The sequence below is a fragment of the Rubritalea tangerina genome (assembly GCF_042683245.1).
Classification (GTDB): domain Bacteria; phylum Verrucomicrobiota; class Verrucomicrobiia; order Verrucomicrobiales; family Akkermansiaceae; genus Rubritalea; species Rubritalea tangerina.
Genome location: NZ_JBHUJB010000083.1, coordinates 112,803 through 135,148 on the forward strand (window position 1 = coordinate 112,803; position 22,346 = coordinate 135,148).

The following is a 22,346-nucleotide window of genomic DNA, read 5'->3' on the forward strand; positions in this document are numbered from 1 at the left end:
ATCGCTTCGCATGCTGCACCACACTAGGTAAAGCGGATGACGCTGCGGATACTCTTTCCTTGATGCATGAGATCGATGGCATGATTGATTTCACTTAGGTCGAGGTGGTGGGTGACCATGGGGCGGAGTTGGATTGCTCCGTTGAGTGCTCTGTCCACGTAGCTTGGGAGTTCGCTTCTTCCCATGACTCCGCCGAAGGTACAGCCGATGATTTTACGTCCACCTAGAAGTTCTGTGGGGTGGAAGCTGAGGCGCTGTTCGGGGCCCGTATTGCCAAGAAGGCAGCAGGTTCCCCAGAGTGGGTGAGCAGATGTTAGAGCATCTTGCATTGCGGCAATGGAGCCAGCGGCTTCGAATGTGTAGTCGCAGCCTCCATTGGTGTGTTCTTGGATTACTTCACCTATGTTAGCGTCTTTCCCTGCTTGGAGGCAGTGGGTAGCTCCGAGTTGTTTGGCGAGTTCAAATTTTTCGGGATGGAGGTCGACAGCGATGATTTTGTCGGCCCCAGCAATGCGAGCTCCTTGGATGCATGAGAGGCCAATGCCTCCGAGGCCAAAGACGGCGACCGTGCTGCCAGGGTGCACCTTGGCGGTCTTGAGCACGGCACCGACACCTGTTGTCACTGCACAGCCTAATAGGCAGATTTCTTCAGCAGGAGCCTCGGAGGAAATTTTTGCAAAAGAGATTTCAGGAGCCACAGTCCACTGGGAGAAGGTGGAACATCCCATGTAGTGCAGGACATCTTTTCCCTGATAACTTAAGCGTGATGTGCCATCCATCAGGACGCCTAATTTTTGGGTAGGCATGATGGTATAACAGTTGTTAGAGCGGCCAGAGCGGCAGGGGTAGCAATGTCCGCATTCGGATTTATAGAGAGGGATGACTTTGTCACCAAGCTTGAGGTTTTGGACGCCGGGTCCGAGCTCGCGGACGACACCGCAGCCTTCGTGGCCAGGTACAAAGGGGAATTTTCTCCAGGGTTCTGCGCCTGAGGCGGAGTGTGCATCGGTATGGCAGACGCCAGTGGCGAGCATTTCTACAAGCACTTCACCTTGTTGGGGTGCTTGGAGGTCGAGTTCGACGATTTCGAGTGGTTTTCCAGGTTCGAAGGCGACAGCGGCGCGTGTTTTCATATTTTAGCTTGTTCTATGATCCAATCGAGGAGGTGATCGCGGAGTTGGTCAGCTTGAGCGGGATCGAGAGCTCTGGGGTCTGCCCCGATGACGCCGAAGAGTGGGTGTGAGGGATCGCGGCGTTGGATGCCAGCGGGATTGGTTTCCTCAATGGGGGTGTTAGGGATCTGTGTGAGGTCGATGCTTTCGGGCTTAAGCGAGTGGAGAAGTGAAGTTTCGAAGAGGCCACCATGGTCAGGATCGAGTGGGAGATCAGGGCAATCGGTGGGGCTGAGGATGATGAGTTTGAGGGCGCGCCATTTGGATTGCCATTGTTGTTGGAGTTCGGCGAGGGCATCGTGTTGGACGACGGCGAAGTGTCCGGTAAGAATGACGGCTTTTTTGACGCCGAGGCTTTCGAGTCGGGTGAGGGTTTTGAGCATGAGTCTGACGATGATGTCGGAATCTTCTCGATCTAGGAGGATGGTCCAGGGGTGATCGGCGATAGAGGCGAAGGCGCCGTAGTGGAGTGGTGGGAGGACGACCCCGCCGAGGGCATTGGCGGCGTGTTGGCAGAGTCCAGAGGCGGTGAGGGCATCGAGTCCGACGGGGGCGTGCCAGCCGTGCCATTCGATAGCGCCCAGAGGGATCCAGGCGATGGGGTTGGTTTCGAGGGCGCTGTAGATTTGATGCGGGAGGAGGTGGGAGATATCGTTTTGTTGCATGGGGAGAGGAGTAGTCTGAGCCTTGACTGGTGGAAAAGGGGGATGCGGTGGTATGGCATTTCCACCAGTATGGTTTGGTTCATGTAGAGCCGCTGGATTAACAGACTTTACCTCGTTTGTGGTAACCGACATGGCCGCGTGGAGCGGGGCCGACCCAGCGTTCATCAGCGGGTTCGCTGGCAAGTTGGTAGCGGGTGTCTGAGGAGATTCTGATGTGGTTGCTTTGGTTATCGAGAGATCCGTGGACCAGTTTCATTGAGAAGGTGAGCAGGTCACCCATTTCAAATTTTGGTGAGGTAAGCCAGCGTCCGCCAAGTTTTTCACGCAGGGTGACGGGGTTCTTTGAGAGCCAGCCTCCCCAGACTTTATTATCGGTGGTTGCTTCGAGGTCGAGCCCTTCGGGGAGAGGGCGGTTAGAGCAATAGTCGTCGACATCGCGATCGAGGTAGGGGGCGAGCGTTTCCTCGTGATTGAGTGAATTTTCGAGGATCATGAGGCCGCCGGTGCGGAGGTCGATATCGCTCCATGGGACCCAGCTAGTGAAGAGTTGGTGGGTACCGCGGCCCATGTAGACGAGGTCGCAGTGGGAGACCGTGCCGAAGCCGGGAGCCATGGCGCGGTACCAGATTTGGTCAAAGTGGAGGCAGGGGCCGCCGAGGAAGGCGGAGAAGAAATCCATGATGCGACCTTGGTAGAGGACATCTTTGATTGCAGGAACTTCATCCACAATTCCATCGAGGGTGGCAGAGCCCTTGTCTTTGTCATCAATTCCACTGAGGAGCTTGGAGTGTGGAATGGCATCCATGGGGGCTGAGCCATCTGCTAGGAAGCCATGGTGCGCCATGCGGGAGGTAAGTTTTTCGCGAATAGCGACGATTTCAGGACGGTCCCAAAATCCTTTGATGTAGAGGTAGCCGTCGCGTTCGTATTGGGCCTTGCAGGCGGCAATGTTCTCGAGGGGGTCCTCGGTGAACTCATTGAGAAAGCCGAAGGCTTCTGGGGAGGTGTCGAGGGTATAGCCACGGCTTTTGAGTTCGAGGCCTGGTTCAATGATTGGGGTAGTGGTACTCATGTCAGTTGCTTGCTAGTTGGTGGTAGAATAGTGGTTTAGGGGGATGAGGAGCAACCTGACGAGTTTGGCCTTTTTAAAAGTCCAACTAGAATTTATAGTGGGTGAGATGGCGAGGGAATTTCAGCGCAAGAAGGTGTATGAGCAAGTAGCTCAGGCATTAGAGGAGAGGATTGGTAGGGGGGAGTGGGATAGGGTGATGCCGAGTGAGCGATGGCTGAGTGTGGATTTGGGGGTGAGTCGGGACCAGGTGCATGCGGCGATATTGAGTTTGAGGGCGCGGGGGGTGTTGGGGGTTGAGAAGCGGCGCAATGTGATTGTTTTGGAGACGCAGGTAGCGGAGGATTTAAGCAAGGTGGTGGTATTGACTTCGGATGATTTACAGCAAGCTAGCCACGGATTTTTGCACTGTGTGGATGCGTTGCGGCGTCAATTAAAGGAGGTGGATGTGCAATCGGTGGCGGCCTTAGGCCAGAAGTCACCGGGGCGAAGCCTTGAGCGATTAGTCGCCAAGTTCCCGGGGGCGGTGTGGGTACTGCACCGGGCATCTGTGGCTGCACAAAGGTGGTTTAGCGCAAAGGGCCTGCCAGCAGTGGTGTTAGGTTCGACTGGGGTTGCGTTAGAGTCGATAGATTTAGACCATCACGCTGCGGCAAGGCATGCCGTGGGAAGGTTACAGGCAGCTGGGCACCATGCTAGCGAGATTTTGTTCGTGAGGCCCGAGTGGGAGTTAGAAGGTGTGGCACGGATGGAGCGCGGGTACCGGGAGGTGGTTGAGGGGTTGGGTGGGAAGGCTGTGGTGATGCGGTATCGGGATTTAGAACATTTGAAGCTGCGTGTTAGCCAATTGCTAGAAAAGGGGGTGCCGTTGCGCGCAATGGTGGTGACATCGTACAAAGCGGCGAGTTTGTTGCCGGGTTGGTTAGCGTATGAGTATGGGGTGTACGTGGGGCGTGATTTATCATTAATCTGTTTATCTGATGGACCATCGTTAGCTTACCAGCATCCGGCTGTGGCCTACTATGCGATGGCTGAAAGTGGCTTGAGCCGCAAGTTGGTGCAGAGGGTTGAGGGGACACTGAAGCGGCAGGAGGGGGGGAGTGAGACTTTAGTGATGCCAGAATTTGTTAGGGGAGCTTCGGTGATTGGGTAATCGAAGAACAAAGTAGTTATGGCTTTAGAACTCTGTTTCATTTATTTTCCAGCTGATTAGGGTGTCGCACCATAGGCGGTGTGGACAAATTGCTTCACCGCCCGATTTTAGATAGGGTGATATGGAGTCAGTTGCCTTGCGGCAAACCATTTTGTCCACACTGTCTACGAGGAAGTTCATCCGTTCGATAAGTGGATTTTTAATTTTTGGAGTAAGAATAAGTGTATAATTATATTTACAGAATAGGGTAGTGACGTGTATGAATTACTTTTTTAAGTGCGATGAAAACTCCCAAATTATTCTTCATTTTAGCAGTGACATGCCTTGCTAGCATGCAGCTTCACGCTATCTCTGTGAGCATTGATTTCACGGAATTAGACAGTGGTTCTGGAAATATTAGTAACACTGTTTTGGCGCCACCCGATCCGATTTCAGTAATTGTTAGTGAGGGAGGAGTCTCGTTTACAGCAACGGCAACTATCACAGGTTTACAGCACTCGGGAGGCAGTGGTATTTCTTATGGGCGTCAAACGATCGATGGTCAAGCGGGTACAGGTTTCATAGCAATGAGCCATTTACCAGGTGGTGATGATACTCTCAATAAGGATATTACAGTCACATTTAGTAATTTCATGCAGACTTCAGGCGACAGTGGGGCGACCCTTACGTTCAATGGTTTGTCAGGATTTACGTCAGCTGGTGTTGGGGTGGGAATATCTGTTGGAATTGGAACACAAGGATACACAAATATTACGAGCAATTTGGAAACTGCAGCTTTTCAGTCCTTAACGGGAACTAATCCATATAAAGATTCGGAATTTGCTGTTCAGGTAAGAGCGAGTGATGGAAATCCAGGTGAGTTTCGTTTGTTAGGAGTGGAGGCGGATTTTACGATTGTGCCTGTACCTGAGCCAAGTAGCTCACTATTCTTGGCGATTGGAGGATTGGTACTGGGAGTGAGAAAACGACCTCGTGGGTGAATTGATACACTGGTTGGTTTGTCATTCCCTTTTTGAGGCTGGAGCTGGGTTACAGCAAAGTTCATTTTACAGGCCAGACGTGCGAGAGTGTTAGGGGAGCTTCGGTGGTTGGGTAATGGGAGGATTGGGCTTGATGCTTGGGCGAGAGATTGGATAAAGGTGGGCGTCATGCGTATTCTCACGATTGTTTCATTGTTATTGGCCCCTGGGGTATTTGGTCAGACACGCGGAGCGGTTTTTGAGGATCCTGAGGTGTACCGTGACATTCCCTTGGCAGTGGCACCGATGCGGGGTGAATTACCTGAGCGGGTGGATTTGTCTGGGAGTTTTCCGCGGCCGGGTGATCAGGGTGATCAAGGGTCATGTGTGGGGTGGGCGACGGCTTATGCGCTCAAGGGGTATTTAGAGAAGAAGGAACGTGAGTGGCCGGGGAGGGTGTCTAACGAGCTTTTCAGCCCAGCTTTCATCTACAACCAGATTAAGTTAGATGGAGGTGGTGCATATATTACATCGGCCTTGGATTTATTGATGCAGCAGGGTGTGGCTACCTTGGCGTCGTTTCCCTATGATGCTGGCAACGATGATAAGAAGCCGAGTGATGCTGTTAGGCGAGAGGCTCGGCAATTTGCGATAGCGTCATGGCGCAGAGTGAATCCGAAAGAGATTGGCGAAGTCAAAAGCCATTTGGCGAGTGGGTTTCCCATTCTGATAGGCATGTACGTGGGCAATGATTTTATGAAGCACCGTGGCAGTGGCGTTTTTAGTCACGGTCAGAGGAGTAATTCTGAAGGGGGGCACGCGATGTGTGTGGTGGGGTATGATGATGGCAAGGAGGCGGTGAAGTTGATCAATTCATGGGGGACGAGATGGGGTGATGGCGGCTATGCATGGGTGAGTTATGCGACATTTCAAAAGAAGGTGAGTCAGGCTTTTGTGGTGCAGGATATTGTGGTGTATCACCCTGATGAGCCTGAGAAAGATTTGGATCCGGAGCCCAGCGAGGAAAGCCCGTGGGTGTTTGGCTATTCGGGGGCGCGCAAGATTGCTGAGGCTGAGATGCGGGTGCGTTCTGAGAGAGAGTTGTGGCGGGCACGCAATGAAATTTATGCGCGTCATGGATATGCCTTTCAGTCGGCGAAGGGGAAGCGCTACGCGGCATCATTAGGGAGGCATTATAAGAATCAAGGTAAGTCAGCAGCGCAGGTTGAGGCTGGTTTTAACGCGGTTGAGCACTACAACGTGGCGCTGATTTTATCTTATGAAAAGGGGCGTGCACGTCCTAACAAACCCGAGGATAAAGCGGGTTGGATTTTTGCTGATTCGAGTGTGCGAAGGCTCAATCAGTATGAATTAGAGAGTTTGAGCAACGGGGAGCTGTGGCGTGCGCGCAATGAGATTTTTGCACGTAATGGCTATGTATTCCAATCGGAGAAAGGCAAGGCTTTGGCCAAGTTTATGGGGCCACTTTACGAGCCAAAGTCATCGGACATGGAGCAGGTATTTGCGGCGATGAACGCGGTGGAGCGAGAGAACGTGTTGTTGATTCGTCGTTACGAGCGGCGTTAGGCTAGCTGGTATTAGCGGCGGCGTTTTCTGATGAGCAATGCGCTGGCGGAGAGAAGAAGGAGTCCAGAGGTGCTTGGTTCTGGGATAGCCGTGCCTTCGATTTGGATTTCTGTGAGGCTATATTTATCACCGCCGATGGTGTCACCATCGATATTGAGTCTGACGTAGCGGGCAGTTTGGGAGAGGTTTGTGGTGATGAATTGTTGACCAGTGGTGTAGGTGAAGTTGGTGTTAATCGTGTTTTGGGGGGTGAAGCTGAGGCCATCGGTGCTGAAGGAGAGGTTGAAGTCGTCTGGAGCACCCAGAGCGAAGGAGGTGTAGACGTAGCTGTAGAGGCTAACAGAAGTGATATCTGCGAGGGTGCCTAGGTCGAAAGTGATTTCTGTTGGGATGACCGCTCCTGAACCATCAGTCACGGGGTTCCAAGCGACGACTGTATTGACGGCTGGAGAGGTAGGGGCTCCAGTGGTAAAGAAGGTGTCGTCATTGAGATCTCCACTATCAAAGGCATTGGGGCTGCTATTTCCGGCGTGACCATCATCGAAATAGAAGGTACCGCCATCGAACTGTGGCATGGGGCCATCGGTGTATGCGTAGGTGGCATTGAGAGCGAGGTTCGCCGCACTCACTTGGGCAGTGAGAAGGGCACTGGAGATGAGGAGGAGACGTGCACTCATAGAAAATAGAATAGATTTGACTATGAATGGGTGTCTGAGAGGGGTCAAGGAGATAGATGAGGGGGCTGGTCTGAATGCTAGGTAGAGCTAGGTTAGCGGCGTCGCTTAAGGGTGAAGGTGAGAGCTGCTAGGAGAGCGAGTGAGCTAGTACTCGGTTCTGGCACGCTAGTGATAGAGAGGGTGCCGATTCCTTGGTATTTTGAGCTTTGACGGGTGAACAGGCCATCAGCGGTGAGGATGCGTGTCGCTGTATTGCTTTGGCCAGCAACCGAGCTTCCGATTTGGGTATCATTGACGGAGAGGCTGGCTTGGTTGGTGAGGAGGTCGTAGTCGAGGCGGATGGTACGGTTGGCATCGCCACCAGAGAAGGCGCCTAGGTTGGTACGTGAGCCATTTGCGATGATGAAGTACTGGTTGGAGTTATTGAAATCTAGGCCCCAACCGAGGACGTCACCATGGGTGCTGGAGTAGAAGCCACTTTGCATGAAGTTGCTGGTGAGTCGTGCTGTGGTTTCGAGTGAGATGTGGGTGGTGGCGGGGGTAAATTGGTAGCTAAAGTTAGCATCGTTGAGTCTGGTGATTGTGTTATCTCCACCATTGTCGTTACGGGCGTAGAGCAGGCCATTTTGCGAGGCGAGGATCCAGTTGGGGAGGTCATCGCCAGTCCAGCCGTCACTGCTGATGGCATTGCCAATGCTTAGGCGTTCAGAGACCGAGTAGCTGACAGTGGCTGCGTGGATTGTATTGAGTGTCAGGGGGGGAGTAGGATAAGTATTTTTTTCATAAGGGGAAGTAGCTTGAGGCTATTTCTTCATGGATAGGGTGTGTTGTTAAGGTCTCAGGACGGAAGATAGATTTTCAAATTGCGACGCTGAGTGTGGGGGGGGATGTGGAAAAAATGAGGTGGAATGTGGGCTTTGGCGGGTAGTCAAGTGGGGGGTATGTTGTTTAATTTAAGGGGAGGTGGCACGCCGTGAGTGGAGGTCATTGAATGATAGAGAGAGCAATGATGAATGTGAGAATGCAGGGTTTTGGAGATTTGGTACGCCGCTTGTTACTGTGGGGGGCATTGCTTTTTCACTCTGTGGCATGGGCGGTGAGCCGGCCAAACATCATCACGATTTTGGTAGATGATTTAGGGTATTCGGACATTGGTTCATACGGGGGGGAAATTGAGACACCGCATATTGATGCGTTAGCAGCTGGAGGTGTACGTTTTACCCAGTTTTATACGACATCGCGGTGTTGTCCTTCGAGGGCGAGTTTACTGACGGGTTTGTACCCGCATCAGGTGGGGATTGGTCACATGGTGTACCGAGATTATGGTGATGGGTACCGCAAGAACTTGAGTCGTGGGTGTGTGACATTTGGCGAGGTTCTTCAGCAGGCTGGTTACAGGACTTTTTTTTCAGGGAAGTGGTATGTTGGGCATACGGACAAGGAGGCACGTCCAGAGCAGCGTGGTTTTGATAAATTCACGGGGGTGTATTCGCACATTGATGCTTACTGGTCTGTGCTCAAGGGCTGTGAGATCTACCGAGATAACACCTTGTTGATTCCGGCGGGCAAGGACCCGGTGAATCCGTATCGGCCAGATGAGGAGTTTTACATCACAGACTTTTTTACAGATGTGGCGATCGATTATGTAGATCAAGCGGCTGAGGAATCTGGGAAGCCATTCTTACTGCACCTTTGCTATAACACGCCGCACTTTCCGTTAGAGGCTCCAGAGGCATTGATTGAGAAATACCGTGGGCGTTACCTGAAGGGATGGGACATTATGCGGGCTGAGAAGTTAGAGCGTATGCGGGTGTTAGGGGTGGTTTCTGAGGGACAAGAGTTACCACGTGTCAAAGGGTTCAAGAATGTATCGATCCGGGGGTTTACACAGGTGGGGGTGGAGAGTGAATGGCTAAGAAATTGGGGTTCTCTGGCACAGAAGGATAGAGAAGAGCTCGACTTTAGGCGTGCGATGTATGCTGCGCAGGTGGAGAATCTTGATCAAAATGTTGGGAGGTTAGTGGCACATCTCAAAGCGAAGGGGCTTTATGAGAACACGGTGATTCTTTTTCTATCAGATAATGGATGTTCGGGTGAGACTGGGCTTTTTGGTATGCAATGGGGGAGGTTTCATTCTGGGAATTATCACCATTGGCGCAAGCGTGGTGGCTGGTCGATCTCGCAAGGTCAGGGGTGGGCGGCATATTCAAACACGCCGCTGCGCAAGTATAAGAAGTTCGTGCACGAAGGGGGGATTGCGAGTCCATTGATCGTGCATTGGCCGGGCGGGCTGCCAGCACGAGGCGAGATCGTTTCCGGTCAAAGTTTTCATTTAATCGACATCATGCCGACGCTGTGCGAGCTCGGTGGAGCGACTTATCCTGAGAGGTATCGGGGGCATCGGATTCCACCGATGGAGGGGCATAGCATGGTATCTTATTTGAAGGATCCTGATGTTGTTGGGGAAGCGCGGAGGCTGTATTGGCAGCATGAGAATCACGCGGCGATGCGCGAGGGGGACTGGAAGTTGGTGACGGTGGATGACAGGGTGGAAGGACGGTGGGAGCTCTATGATCTGAGTGATGATAGAAGTGAATCAGAGAATCTAGCAGCTCGGTACCCTGAGAAAGTAAAGGCGCTGCGGCAGCAATGGGAGAGCTGGGCGAGGCGTGTGAAGGCCGTGCCATTTCCGGAGGATCGTTAGATAGAAGTGGGGTAGGATCAGACCCGGAGGTGAGGACAAATTATCTCTCATCGCCCAGCAAATTTATTGTGTATACTATGCACCTAGCGCATTAAGCTCACAGATCTACCCAGTTGATTAAGGTAGGGGATGGTGAGGGTGGTGGTGGTTTCATTTTGCGTGAGGGTAGTATCACTGGGGGCGGAGTGGAGTTTCCAGTGACCTTCGAGAGTGATCGAGAACGGGGTGTTATTTTTGAGATCGGTGGAGCCGATGACGAGTTGGCAGTGATTTTTATTTTGATGCCACATGAGTGTGGATGGGCGATTGAGTTTTTGGACCAAGGAGGTGTGAGTGAATGTGGTATCTGGCTGGAAGGTGACGAGGGCGTGGGTTTGGGAGCTTTGGTCGATGAGGTAGTGGTAATGGTTTTGGATATCTTGGTAGATGGGAGGTGTGGAGGACTCCATGGCGTGGTGGAACTTTTTAAGTTCGAGGTGTGAGGAATTGACGAGCACATGGAAGTGGCACTGGTCATTGTTGGGGGCGTTACCGTGGTCGAAGTAGGCGAGTGATGCGGGGCGGATGATGGGGGAGAATTGGTCGATAGATTCGCGTAGTTGTTGGCGGTTTTTGATGGTGGATGGGAGGTTTTTTGGGGCACCTGGTTTGAGTTGGCTTGATAGCGCGTAGGTATAGCCTTGGTTGCCGCGACGGATGTGGATGGGTGGGTTGCCTTTGGGGATGTAGTAGCCGGTTTGGCTGGCATCGAGCAAGGTATGCGAGCGGTCAGAGGGGAGAATGGTTTGGTAATTTTGGGAATAGACTTCGGCATTAATAGTGAGTGGATTTCCGGGGAGTTGGTCATGGATGCTTTGGAGAAGAGCGGTGCGAACATTTGGTTTTGGAATGGTGATGCCGGTGGTGAAGAGGCTGATGCGATTGCCAAAGAAGAAGCCACTTTTCTGGACATGGCCTGGGTTCCAGGCCCAGACACCGAAGCCGTTGAGGCTGACGCCTCCACCTTGTTTAGCGCCGCTTCCGAGGTAGTCGGGATTATAGCGACCGGCGAGGTCTGGGTTATTTTGTTCTGCGGCGGTGACGTTGGGGAAGAGGTTGGGGTCATAGCCTTCGGTTCGGTAGCCACTATCGACAGTGTTAGGGAAGCGTCCCTCATCGCCGCGTGAGAAGATGAAGAGGGCTCCGTGCATGATGCGGTCCATGTAGGCGCCGGGGTAGCCTGCATCAGCGTAGACTTCTCCGCCACGGTAGTAGCGGTTGGCCCCGCGCAGCATGATGACTGCATTCTTGTGGCGGTGGACAGCGTTCCCCATGACGGGGAATGGTCGGTGCCCTTGGAGTGGGGAGAGCATGTTGGGATCTGAAGCGTAATGCTTCCAGAAATCTGGGAGTTGAGAGGAATCTCCGGCCATTTTTGAAGTGATGATGCGTGCCATTTCTCGGTCATCTTCGATGGGGCTGCCGAAGGTGGCGGTGGTGAGTTCTGCGGTTTTGATGGCAAATGTTTTGCTGAGCCCTACGCCTTGTCCTTTATGGCGTGAATTTTCCCAGGAGGGTGCGGGTCGGAGTTGCATCACGTAGGGGATTTCTGAGCGGAGCGAATTGAACGCCCAAGCAGTCGTGGCGGCACGGTAGCGCTGGCAGGCACGCTTGCTGTGGGGGCTGAAGATGCCGGCTTTGGCGAAGTTGATTTGGTGTTGAAGGGCGTGGATATGGCTATAGCTGGCGTAGGAAATGTGGTGGCCATTGTGGTGGATAATACCGCCATCTGGGGTGAGGTAGCGGTCTTGGGTGACGGCGAGGTCCAGTCCGCGACGGCAGGTGAGGAGTCGTTGCCACTTTGCTGGGCCGTCATCCATGCGACTGATGAAGCGCAGGACATTGTAGTAGAAGTTGAGTTGGAGGTCGGTATTGGCGTAGGGGGCTTCTTTGTAGAGGTGGTGGCCTTCACCGGTATAGGCGAGGCATTCGAGTAAGTATTGGCGTTCGAGTTTTGGGAGTGTGTGGTCCATGAGGACAAACTTTTGGCCCCAGTTACGCCAGCCGTAGCCATTACCGAGCCAGCCGTCCCTTTTACCGCCGGGGTGGAAATCGGAGTGCATGAGTGCGTGGGCGATGCGACGGTAGAGGGCTTCGATGGTAGGGGCTTGTGCGTCGTTGGCGTGAGCATAGGCGTGAAGCACACGCTCGAGAAGGGGCTTGAGCTCTTTGTCTATGGCGATGGGCGGGAGTTGGCCATCGGGTTGATTTTTGTTTTTTGACCGAATGAGTTTTACCTTGCGGTGGGGAGTGGTGTCAGTGGGGAGTGGGAGAGCGGAGTCGATATCACGCATGAGTTGGTCCAATTTTTGGGGTTCATTTCCCTGACCGTTTGGGGTGACTTTGGCGAGTGGGTAGGAAGAGCTGAAGCGTTGCATGCTATCGCGCTGTGCGTCCGTGAGTGTGGTGGGGAGGGGGGGCAGCCAGGGAAATTGCTGGTGAAGGTCCCAGGTGTAGTTTTTCCAGGGATTGGCTAAGATGCTGGGGAAGCTGAGTATGCAGGCAATGAGAATGGTCTGGAGTGATTTGAGGAAGTGCATAGCGGTTGGTGCGGACTTTGTATGTAGCTCATACTTGTGGTGATGCATAGATGTATCACGAGGGTGGTGGGTGATGGTTCATATTTGGATCAATCGGTCACCATGAGGATGTATGACCTCTTTCATTGGTATCTGATTTAGGGGTGGATGGTAGAGTTTGATTGTATTTTTTAGGCATTGTTGTTTCGTGTGGTATGTTGAATTTGATCTTATATATGGGTTGTAATTGTTTTATTTTAAAGCGTTTAGGTTGTTTATGGGTGGTCTGCATTGTTTCATATATGAATCTGATTGGGATCTAATTGCTGGCATGATGGTGGAGATCGTGGTCTGGTAATCTATGAAAATCCCGTAATGCCTGCTGCGATTTGTGGTGGGCAGGGCATGATCAGCTACCCCAGACAAAGATGAAAGCGAGTAAGGATAGGAAGAGGCCGCGAGTGACCGCTCAAAGTATGCAGAGTGGTTTTGCTTTGATTAGTGCCGTGATGCTGACGAGTTTTTTATTTTTTGTGATGATAGGGATGTTGACCTTGAGTTCTACAGAGACGCGCAAGGCTCAGAGTGATGGTGCTATGTTAGAAGCTAAAGCGAATGCGAAGTTAGCACTGACGATAGCATTGGGGCAGCTACAGAAATATGCGGGGAGTGACCAGAGAGTGACCGCGAGGGCGGACATCACTGATGAGGATTGGACTCAGTTAGATTCAGCTAAAGTGAATCCGTACTATACTTTAGTGTGGGATGTATCTGGATCTGAGATGGATTTTGAGTCGGTGGACGGGGAGATGGATTTATCGCATGGCAACCGCCGACCTGGCATGGATAGTGGTCATGATTTTGCTAAGAAGCCGGCAGTTCTAGTGAGTGGGAATGAAGCATTCTCTCTGGTTGACCAGGTAGGCAATTGGGTGGGAGAGGCTTATCCGGAGGGTTATATCACTGCGGATAGTGTGTTAGAGCAAGGTTCAGGAGATAGCATAACGATTGTTCCAGCTGAGAGGATTTTGGGTAAGAATGCCATGAGCACGGGAGAGGTGCATGCTCATTCGGTGACGGCGCCCTTGGTTGAGTTAGAAAATGATGGGGCATATGCTTGGTGGATCGGTGACGAATCCATCAAGGCGCGGACGAATTTATCTGAGAGGCATGCTATGGATTCGAAGCCAGCGCAGATGATGGCGCAGCGCAGTGTGATAGATTTTTATCAAGAGGGCTTGAGCAGTGTGGGGGTGGATAAGCGGAAGGTTGATGCCATGTTGAGTGTGGCAAATACTCCTTTGGCAGTCTCAGCGCCTTCTGGGAAGAGCTATAGTTATTCTCCAGATATCACGGCATTTTCAGAGTCTATTTTGAGTGATACACGGAATGGGGGGTTGAAGAAGGATATGAGCTATGTGTTGTATCGGCAAGAGGATGCCGAGGGGATTCCCGCAGAGCTCGCAGACTCAGCTCCTTTGTTAGACAGGCTAGATGGGCGTAGTTTTGGTGGTGAGCCTGGTTTGGTTACTGGCAATAGTGATTTGGGAGGTTTAGCACCCTATGTGAAGTATTGGCGTGAGTATGCGCAGCAAGAGGCGGGTGAGGCTGGTCGGGCTGTGAGCATGGGGACAGGTGGGATGGTGCCTGTGATGAGTCAGGTTCAGGCGGGTATACATGGAGCGATTCAGGTTGTGGACGGGTCCAAATTTCAAATTTACTATGGGGTGTATCCAGCGGTGACTTTATGGAATCCCTACAGTGTGCCTCTCAAGATAGACAAGAAAATCAATGTGTATATGGAGCGGCGTTCAGGCACGAGTAATTGGTGGTTAAACCTTTTCCGAGCGAACTATAAAATCCAGCGATCTGATGGGAGTTTTTACTCTAACGACGGAGTATTTGATAATTCACAGGGGGGGAAGGGAGGCTGGAATTTTCGCTTAGAGATCGATGCAGAGGAGGGTGTTATTCCACCTGGGAAGGCGATGGTTTTTACACCTCAAGGGATGACGATAGATTCGCGGCCAGTGGCTTCATCGCCAGGTGAATCGTGGAAGCGAACTACTCATGTGATTGAGTTAAAGAGTGGATGGCGTCCGGGAAAGGGGCATTTGTTTGCTTTGGACGGGGTAACGCATGATGCGAAGCAATTTAATCCCGATGGGGGGAGCTTTCCTAAGATTGCGATTGGAATGGGAGGGGTAGCGACTGATAATTTATTGTGGTTTGCCAATTTTCAGGATGATCAGAGGGTGACGCAGACTCTATCTTATTGGTCGAGGTTGAGTGCGCAGATGGCATCAGAGACGGCATTTTTTGCAGCGCCATCGGTGACGGATGAGAGCCAGGACACGCGCGGTGGGTTTCCTGGGATGTTATACAAGCATGCGTTACGTATGGGAGATGACTATTTAATCACTCCGTCGGAGGCGGTGCATGAGGAGCAGCTGGAGCTTCATTTTCCTTACATGGCGCATTACAATCCGCGGGCAATTTATCATGCTGGTATTGGGGACAGCTACACGCATAATCCTCATGAGAATAAGACAAAATTCTATAGTTCTGAGGGCACGGAGAGTGCGCCTTCATTGATGGGAGCACTTTATGATTACCAGAATGCGAGGACGATTTATACGATTCCGACTTTGAGTATAGCTGAGACATTTAGTTATATAGGATCAGGGTATTTAGGATCTGATGCGATGGTGATGGCAGCTCCGCCTGTCTCGCTAGGTGAGGTGAGGAATGCTGAGAGTGGGGGGATCGTTTCCTTAGTTCAGCTCAACCATTCTAACAGCTTTGTAGGATCAAGACGGGCGACGGGGGCGTTACGTTATATGTGGATGGGCACGTCGAATCTACCAGCGGAACCGATTGGCAACTCGGTGGGGGATTTTCGTTTAAATTTGGAGCACAGGAGGGTGAGTCACAGTGGAGTACGGCATTGGGGGAGCATGGCGAAGAGAGATACCCAGGGGTGGCGTGTGGACAGTGCGCATTATGATGTGTCCTATTTGATGAATGACATGCTGTATGACCGTTACTTTTTTTCTACGATCCCTCAGGGAAGTCAATATGACGCTGAGTCTCCATTGGTGAATGGTAGGATGCGTGTGGTAAATGGGTTGCAAGACAAGTTGCAGAGTATTGATAGTGCAGAGTATTTAAGGTTGTTAGGTGGATTTAACATCAACTCAACATCAGTGCCTGCATGGGAGATGGTTTTATCATCTTCACTGGGGGTAGCTGGGGATGGTGAGCATGTGAGTTTCAGTGCTTATCGGGAGTTTGAGGACAGCAAGAGGTTGCATGAAATGGATGACATAGATGCTGCTGCAGGGGATATACGCGTGACTCTTACTCAGTCTGAGATTGAGTTATTGGCACAAGCGGTGGTGCGTGAGGTAAAGCGTCGGGGGCCATTTCCGAGCGTGGCAGCATTTGTGAATCGGACGAACCGGTTGGGGGATTTATTACGTGAGGAGGTGAATGAGGGTGTGGCGCGTGGGCATGTTGAGGATGTGCGTTATGCGGGGGCGATACAGTCAGCGATAGACGCAGCGAGCTTGAATAAGAATGTGGATGGAGGCAATGAGGTGAGCTCGAGTGATTTCGTGAATGACACTCGATTTTATCCGGGTGTGGGTGCGGTGAGGAAGGCGACAAGTTCGCATTTACCTGGATCGGTGAAGCAAAGTGACATTTTGCAGCAGATTGATCCAATGATCACTGCACGAGGTGACACCTTTGTGATACGGACTGTGGGGGTGAGTCGGGATGAGAGTGGTAGGGTACTTGCGAAGGCAGCGTGTGAGGCGGTGGTACAACGGGGTGTGGATTACTTGGATGCGAGTCAATCTCCAGCTGAAGAGCCCTATGCTCTGGAAGGTGGGGCGAGTGGTAGCAAGGAATTCAAGGAGCAGCTCAGTGCGAGTAACAAGAAATTTGGTCGCGCATTCAAGGTGGTTGATTTTAAATGGTTGGCCTCATCTGAGGTCGCGCAGATGGAAATTCATGAAGTAAGCAAATGAGGAAGCATTGGATGATCGTATGGCTCGTTGTGGTGAGCTTGTTAGGTGGGGCTGCAATGGCTGAGGTGGAGCGTAGTCTGCGGTTCAAGGTGTATACCTGGTATGACGAATTGAGAGATCGGGCTGACCAAGTGGAGGTTCCGCAATTATATTATAGGGTTTCGGCTGAGCGCTATGTACCGATCGAGTTAAGCCACAGCCAGGTATCTGTGGAGTGCAAGACGAAGTTGACGGATGCGTTGATACTTTTTGAGCGTCACGTCAATGCTGAGGGGGAGGAAAGTTATGAGCCAGCTGTGAGTGCCAAATTATCTAAGGCGACGAAGCAGGCGTTTGTGTATTTATTTCCATTTGAGGGCAAGTTGGCGATGATGGTGGTAGATACGGGTGAGGAAGCGATTCCGAGTTCGAGCATGTTATTTATCAATCGGTCGCAGAAGCCAGTGGTTGTGGAGCTCAATGGGAAGAAGGTTGAGGTTGGATCTCTGAAGAAGGGGGTCATTTCTTATCGATTAGGGGAGCAGAAGACGCTGCGCTTGAAGGTGGTGGAGCAGGGGAAATCACGGCCACTGAGTGTGATGACCGTGGGGGCTCGGGAGGGACAGCGCCTCATCGGCTTGTTTTACCCTGTGCGGCAAGGCCGCTACCGGGTGTTGATTGAGCGAGAGGTAGATGACCAAAGTATTTTGATCGCGCAATAGTGGTGGGGGAAGATTGTACTCATAAGGGACACACTTGCGGGGGCTGCTCTCTTGAAATGTGTGGTGAATGTTGAGAGTATGAGAGCATGCTCTCAGGTGCCAATCTGTTAGCACATGCACATACCCAACACCACTCATGCACGAAAAATCTACGATCGATGCTGCTTGCCCGTCCTGTGGTAAGCAGTTCAAACTGGACGCCGAATTGTTAGGCAGAAAAGGCCGTTGCGACGCCTGTGATACTAAGTTTATCATTGAAGAAGCACCGAAAAGGAAAGCGAAGAAGAAGGAGGCGGTGAGCCCTCCACCTCAGGCTTTAGCATCGGCGAAATCATCTTCAGGTGTGGGAGTAGGGGTGGCAGCCATTGCTCTGGTAGGGGTGCTAGGAGTGGGTTACTTTTTTTATGACACGCAGGCACCGAGTAGCGGTGGGACGCCGGTAGTGACGGCAGGTTCTTTAGATGTTTCAAAGGAGCCAGCATTGGCGCCCTTGGTAGAGAGTTTTCCGGTGGTTGAGACATTTAGCGAGCCGGACATCCGCAAGTACATGCAGCGGTATCCCGATGTACACATGGGATGGATGCCCTCAAAGGTAGAGCAGGCTGAGGAAGCTAAGGGATGGGGGCATTATCTTGGACCCTTGGGGGTAAGGATTCGTTCTTACGTACCTCAACATCAGGGGCGTGCCTGTTTTGCAGCGATTGTTCCTGATTGTTTACGAGGTGAAGATGGCAGGTTGGCATTGACTGCGGCTGAGGTGGTTAGCATCGCTCCAGGCTCACCTGCAGAAGGCAAGTTAGAGGAAGGGGATCTAATCATTGGTATCGAAGGTGAGGTGCTTCAATCAGGCAATAAGTACCGGCCGGATTGGGAATTCATGCACAAGGACAGGCGTGAGGTTCAACTTATGTTCGGGGAGAAGCTGGATACTGCGCAGGCACGTGGTGATGTGCGCTTGAGTGTCATGCGGTATCCACGGCCAAGCGAGACAGTGTTTTCTGAGGAGATGGTGGAGTCAGATGGCAAGTGTATGTTATCTGAGACAGCAGTGCGTGCGGGGGATGAGATCCACCTGATTGTCGATAAGAAGGATAAGAATGATTTTGATCATTTTACGTGGCTTACTCCTGCACTGAATGGGCCGGCGGGCAGCTTGGACCTGAGTGATGAGGCGAAAATTAAGCCGATGAAAGCGACTACAGGCTGGGGGAAGGTGACACGGGGTAAGGATCTGACGGGTAAAGTGATAGCGGAACCCTGTCTTTCTGTGCACGGTGATTCCACATTAGTGTTTGTGGTACCGGAGGGGTTTGATCGTTTCACAACGGGGATGCAAGTGACGCATGGGAAAGCGGATTTGCGTGCTGAGGTAAGGATCATCAAGCAACGCGAGGCTCTTCCTGTAGTGCGCAGGCCATTGTGGGAAGGGGTCGGGGGCAACCAATCTGTGGGTGCTCAAGAATTCAGTGTGGAGGTGTCTGGTGATGGCTTTTTGACATTAGAGAGTGATCAGTTTGATGGTAATATTCACGGTGATGGTACCATGTGGTGCGATGTAGTGTTAGAGGGAGATTACGGCACTATAAATTTGTTAGGAGTGCCTTATGAATCTGCGAGTCCTGGGTATGGGAGGGTGAGAGTAGAGTTGGAGAAACCGCATGAATTTCAGGGTAAGCAATATGCGCAGAGTATGTATTTGCATGCGCATGGTGAGGCGACATGGAAGCTTCCTGAGGGCACCAAGCGTGCAAAGGGGGTATTTATGGCGTCGAGTTACGGCAAGGTTCAGCCTAGGGTATCATATACAAATTTGGCCTTACCCTTAGAGGGGATTCACAAGCAGAAGGTTGTGGATTTAAGAATACCGATTGGGAAGGTGGAGAGCTTTAGTGAGACGTATCCGAAGGATTGTGCGAAGTCAGAACTGACGGCGCGGAGGCAGGTGGCGTGGCTTGCTGGTCAGCAGCGTGAGAACGGCACTTGGCCGAGGTTGCGAGGCTATACGACGGATGGTTGGGACACCTCATGGTGTGGGTTGGCATTGATGTCGAGTGGTGACAGCCAATATGACGAGCAGGTGAAGAAGGCGGCCTATCAGATGGCGTATCATTCGGTGCCTAGTGAGTGGACGGCGGAGCGCGCGATGCGGTTGATTTTCTTATCTGAGTACTATTTACGGACGAAGGATGTGGGGATTTTAGCGGGTGTTCAGGCAGCCTATCACCAGATGATAGATGTTTGTAAGAATGATTACATGGCTGGGCACAAGGTGAATGGTTTTGGCTACGGCATTGCGGGCCAGCACTATGGCACTGGGCATCTTGCGTTGGGAGTGGCATTGGCATCAAGGACACCGATCACTGTGGACAAGCAATTGGTAGATAGCATCATTCGTCATGCGGGTGAGGTATGTGTGAATGGGACATATGCGTATGGTCGTGGTCGGAGGATGAAGCGTGATGAATCTCGCCGACACGGCGGGGGGCACGCTATGTCTGGACCTGGGGTGTTAGGCATGCAAATTGCTGGTGGCCACAGGGAGTCTATCAAGGAAGCAGTAGAGCGCTGGGAGGCCTCTATTGGTGATGGAGATAACTCGCATGCGACGAGTTCATTAGCCTTTATCTTTTCATCGCTTGCGATGGCGGTGGCGGACGAAGCTGTGTTTCTCAAGCACATGCAGAACTTCAAGTACAAGATGACGATCGACGACAACTGGGAAGGTGGCTATCTCAAGTCAGCATTCCCACTCGATTTCCAAGGAGGTGAAGGGGTGACATCGATGTGGATTCGCACGGCTGGAAGTATCCTTACCTTGAATGCTTTGAAGCACAATCTAGCGATTACAGGCAAGAAAGAGTTGATGGCAAGTGAGCGGATTGAGGGCAGTGTCGTGAGTGAATGGGGCGGGCAGGTACATTCTTATTACTTGCGCAATTGGTGCATTGCCAATGAGTTGTTAGGCGAGAAAGCTCCGCTGGCATTGGCTGAGGGAATTGCCAAGATGCAAGGCTTCGAGCGCGACCTTAAATTAGTTCCTAACACCAATGATCTGGTGCAGAAACTAGCGCCTGACTTAGTGAGGGAGATAGCTGGAGATAGCAGCTTAGATGCGATGCAGAGGGCGTATGCTATCGAGTTGATCACGGGTCTTAACTTCCAGCTCAGCACACAAGTAGAAGGTGAGAAGCAAGCGGTTCAGCTGAATGTGTTTTTGCCATTGCAGCAGCTTAATTGGTTAGAAGAAGACAAGGAAGCTTTCTACAAGCAATCGCCACTTCCGCTGAAAGCGACAGTGGCTGTGGAAGGAAGTAATTTGGCATCAGCGATACAGATGAAAGTGGATGGGCTGGAGGGCTTTAATTTTGACCAAGGAACGCGCAAGTTAAAAGCATCTGCAGCACTCAAGGACAGTGGAGTGAAGGAGTTTAGCGGTGTAGCAAAGATTGCGTTTTTCTTAGGTGGGCAGCACATCAGCTACCAACGTCCATTAGAGTTCAATAAGTTGTTAGTGACAAAGAATGAAGCTAACTTCCGTCGGTTTGACTTGAAGTTGAAGACGGGGCCACGTGCATATTTCCAGAGCCAGCCACTTGTCATATCAGGCATTGCATTTGACTGCATGTATCCGATTGAGACATTGCCACCGGTGACGGCACCGGATGGTGCCTTGATTGATGTGCATGAGGGGGATGTGGTGACAGTGAACATGGCCAGCGAAAACATGATTTGTGGAACGGTGTACACGCTGAGTTATGATGCAAAAACTCAGGTGAAGCATGAAGTGCCCGCCAGTGTGAAGGCGGTTCGGGGGGCGATAGATGGTGATCTTGCCGCCTGGACTGACCACAGTGGTGAGACCGTCGCTACGGTCAAGATGGACGAAGGTAAAGCAGTGTTAGAGTATGATTTTGGCAAGGCTGTAACCTTGAATGGTCTAGATGTGAAGGATTCACGTGCGTACATGCGTGTGTGGTATCATGATGGCCAGCAATGGATTCCTCTAGTTTGGGATAGTTACAGCAGCTACTCTAACCAGAACCCAGTATTCCCTGATACTCAGGCGCAGAAGTGGCGGATTGAATTCTTTGGTCGCGACCTTAAGTTGAAGACCTTGAGGTTTTACTATAATAGGCATCAACTTACGAAGCGTTTACCATTGATTCAGTCGGTGGATACGAAGTTCCTTCCACCGATTCAACCGGAGTGAAGCAGATACGTAGTATAAGCCACTTGGCCCTTGCTACTTTTGTGGTGGTACCGGCCTGTGAGAAGCCAGCGGCGGAGGGAATGGACCCACCGCCGCAAGTAGAGGAAGTGCTTCTTGTCGAGCGCGAGCATACGAGTGAGGCCCTAGCTGCTGCTTTTCCTTTGTTTCCTTTGGTTGAGAAGCAGCGGTGGGGAAAGTTGCTCGATTTAGAGGGAGAATGGGGTGAGGCGAGTGAGGAGGCGCGTGTGCGGTTGGCAGAAGAGATCAATGCTTTGGGTGATGAGCTGGCAGTCCGCTATCCATTTTCGGCTGATTCGGAGGGCATGCGCTTGGGAGGGATTCGCTATACGCGCGAGACGGGTGAGATTGAGATTCCGGCGGCTGTGCACTACCCCAAACAAGACCAAGAAGGGAAGGAATATGAGCTCGAAGTTGTGCTATGCAATGAGAGAGGAAGGGTGCATGAGACGCTATTGCTTACGGATGTTAGGCCATTGCACTTAGAGCTTATGCTGCACTTGATAGGGCATAAGAAGAAGGCGACTCAATACCGCTTGTCCATTCGTCTTCCTGATGAGCCGAGCATCCCATTGGTGCGTTTACTGAGTTCTACAAGTGGCGAAGCCTTGCCAGAGCCATTGGCTTTCACGTTCAGTGGCAGTGCGTTTGGGGAATCGTATGGTCCAGACACGACTGGAGATTTGATCATCACATGGCATGTGCACGATGCTGTGTTGCAGGCGAGAGATGAGGGTATTGCTCAAGCGCGCACCCGTTTGCTAGTAAAGCGTGATCCTCGTCTAGAGGAGGGCATGGCAGTGCGTTTGGTGCTCGAGCCTACGGACGAGTGAAGGGGG

The 22,346-nt window shown here is 51.8% G+C and carries 15 protein-coding genes; 9 read left to right on the forward strand and 6 right to left on the reverse strand.

Features of this window, described 5'->3' with window-relative positions; translation table 11 throughout:
- Positions 1-23: 23 nt before the first annotated feature.
- The 3 genes from ACFSW8_RS16805 to ACFSW8_RS16815 form a co-directional block, all read right to left on the reverse strand.
- Positions 24-1,133, reverse strand: coding sequence for a zinc-binding dehydrogenase (locus ACFSW8_RS16805; protein WP_377087898.1), 1,110 nt, complete (start codon positions 1,131-1,133; stop codon positions 24-26).
- Positions 1,130-1,837: a creatininase family protein gene (locus ACFSW8_RS16810; protein WP_377178812.1), complete on the reverse strand. Its 708-nt coding sequence runs from the start codon at positions 1,835-1,837 to the stop codon at positions 1,130-1,132. The genes ACFSW8_RS16805 and ACFSW8_RS16810 overlap by 4 nt, the downstream gene beginning before the upstream one ends.
- 97 nt (positions 1,838-1,934) lie before the next feature.
- Positions 1,935-2,909 (reverse strand): phytanoyl-CoA dioxygenase family protein, encoded by a 975-nt coding sequence (locus ACFSW8_RS16815; protein WP_377087893.1) that lies wholly within the window; start codon positions 2,907-2,909, stop codon positions 1,935-1,937.
- A gap of 43 nt (positions 2,910-2,952) precedes the next feature.
- Here ACFSW8_RS16815 and ACFSW8_RS16820 point away from each other — a divergent pair, with 43 nt between their 5' ends.
- From ACFSW8_RS16820 to ACFSW8_RS16830, 3 genes are all read left to right on the forward strand, one after another.
- Positions 2,953-4,059 (forward strand): GntR family transcriptional regulator, encoded by a 1,107-nt coding sequence (locus ACFSW8_RS16820; RefSeq protein WP_377087891.1) that lies wholly within the window; start codon positions 2,953-2,955, stop codon positions 4,057-4,059.
- Positions 4,060-4,391: 332 nt separating this feature from the next.
- On the forward strand, positions 4,392-5,039 hold the full coding sequence (locus ACFSW8_RS16825) for a PEP-CTERM sorting domain-containing protein (protein ID WP_377178814.1): 648 nt from the start codon (positions 4,392-4,394) through the stop codon (positions 5,037-5,039).
- Positions 5,040-5,207: 168 nt separating this feature from the next.
- Positions 5,208-6,605, forward strand: coding sequence for a YARHG domain-containing protein (locus tag ACFSW8_RS16830; RefSeq protein WP_377178816.1), 1,398 nt, complete (start codon positions 5,208-5,210; stop codon positions 6,603-6,605).
- An 11-nt stretch (positions 6,606-6,616) separates the two neighbouring features.
- Here ACFSW8_RS16830 and ACFSW8_RS16835 read toward each other — a convergent pair whose 3' ends face one another.
- Positions 6,617-7,282, reverse strand: a complete 666-nt coding sequence (locus tag ACFSW8_RS16835; protein ID WP_377087885.1) for a discoidin domain-containing protein — start codon at positions 7,280-7,282, stop codon at positions 6,617-6,619.
- Positions 7,283-7,374: 92 nt separating this feature from the next.
- Positions 7,375-7,767 (reverse strand): PEP-CTERM sorting domain-containing protein, encoded by a 393-nt coding sequence (locus tag ACFSW8_RS16840; protein WP_377087884.1) that lies wholly within the window; start codon positions 7,765-7,767, stop codon positions 7,375-7,377.
- 60 nt (positions 7,768-7,827) lie between these two features.
- On the opposite strand from ACFSW8_RS16840, the gene ACFSW8_RS16845 reads away from it, so the two are divergent.
- Together ACFSW8_RS16845 and ACFSW8_RS16850 are read left to right on the forward strand one after the other, a co-directional pair.
- The gene (locus tag ACFSW8_RS16845) at positions 7,828-7,983 is read left to right on the forward strand and encodes a hypothetical protein (protein ID WP_377178818.1); all 156 of its coding nucleotides are present in this window, start codon (positions 7,828-7,830) and stop codon (positions 7,981-7,983) included.
- 305 nt (positions 7,984-8,288) lie between these two features.
- The gene (locus ACFSW8_RS16850) at positions 8,289-9,986 is read left to right on the forward strand and encodes an arylsulfatase (RefSeq protein WP_377178820.1); all 1,698 of its coding nucleotides are present in this window, start codon (positions 8,289-8,291) and stop codon (positions 9,984-9,986) included.
- Between the two features lie 83 nt (positions 9,987-10,069).
- Here the strand turns inward: ACFSW8_RS16850 and ACFSW8_RS16855 are convergent, their stop codons facing one another.
- Positions 10,070-12,565 carry a hypothetical protein gene (locus ACFSW8_RS16855; protein ID WP_377178822.1) on the reverse strand — a complete coding sequence of 832 codons (2,496 nt, stop codon included), beginning with the start codon at positions 12,563-12,565 and terminating at the stop codon, positions 10,070-10,072.
- 407 nt (positions 12,566-12,972) lie between these two features.
- Between ACFSW8_RS16855 and ACFSW8_RS16860 the strand changes: the two genes are divergently transcribed.
- The 4 genes from ACFSW8_RS16860 (at position 12,973) to ACFSW8_RS16875 (ending at position 22,340) form a co-directional block, all read left to right on the forward strand.
- The gene (locus tag ACFSW8_RS16860) at positions 12,973-16,578 is read left to right on the forward strand and encodes a hypothetical protein (RefSeq protein WP_377087875.1); all 3,606 of its coding nucleotides are present in this window, start codon (positions 12,973-12,975) and stop codon (positions 16,576-16,578) included.
- Positions 16,575-17,279, forward strand: coding sequence for a hypothetical protein (locus ACFSW8_RS16865; protein WP_377087874.1), 705 nt, complete (start codon positions 16,575-16,577; stop codon positions 17,277-17,279). The genes ACFSW8_RS16860 and ACFSW8_RS16865 overlap by 4 nt, the downstream gene beginning before the upstream one ends.
- A gap of 136 nt (positions 17,280-17,415) precedes the next feature.
- The gene (locus tag ACFSW8_RS16870; RefSeq protein ID WP_377087872.1) at positions 17,416-21,489 is read left to right on the forward strand and encodes a DUF6288 domain-containing protein; all 4,074 of its coding nucleotides are present in this window, start codon (positions 17,416-17,418) and stop codon (positions 21,487-21,489) included.
- Between the two features lie 23 nt (positions 21,490-21,512).
- Positions 21,513-22,340 carry a hypothetical protein gene (locus ACFSW8_RS16875; RefSeq protein ID WP_377178824.1) on the forward strand — a complete coding sequence of 276 codons (828 nt, stop codon included), beginning with the start codon at positions 21,513-21,515 and terminating at the stop codon, positions 22,338-22,340.
- Positions 22,341-22,346: the final 6 nt, after the last annotated feature.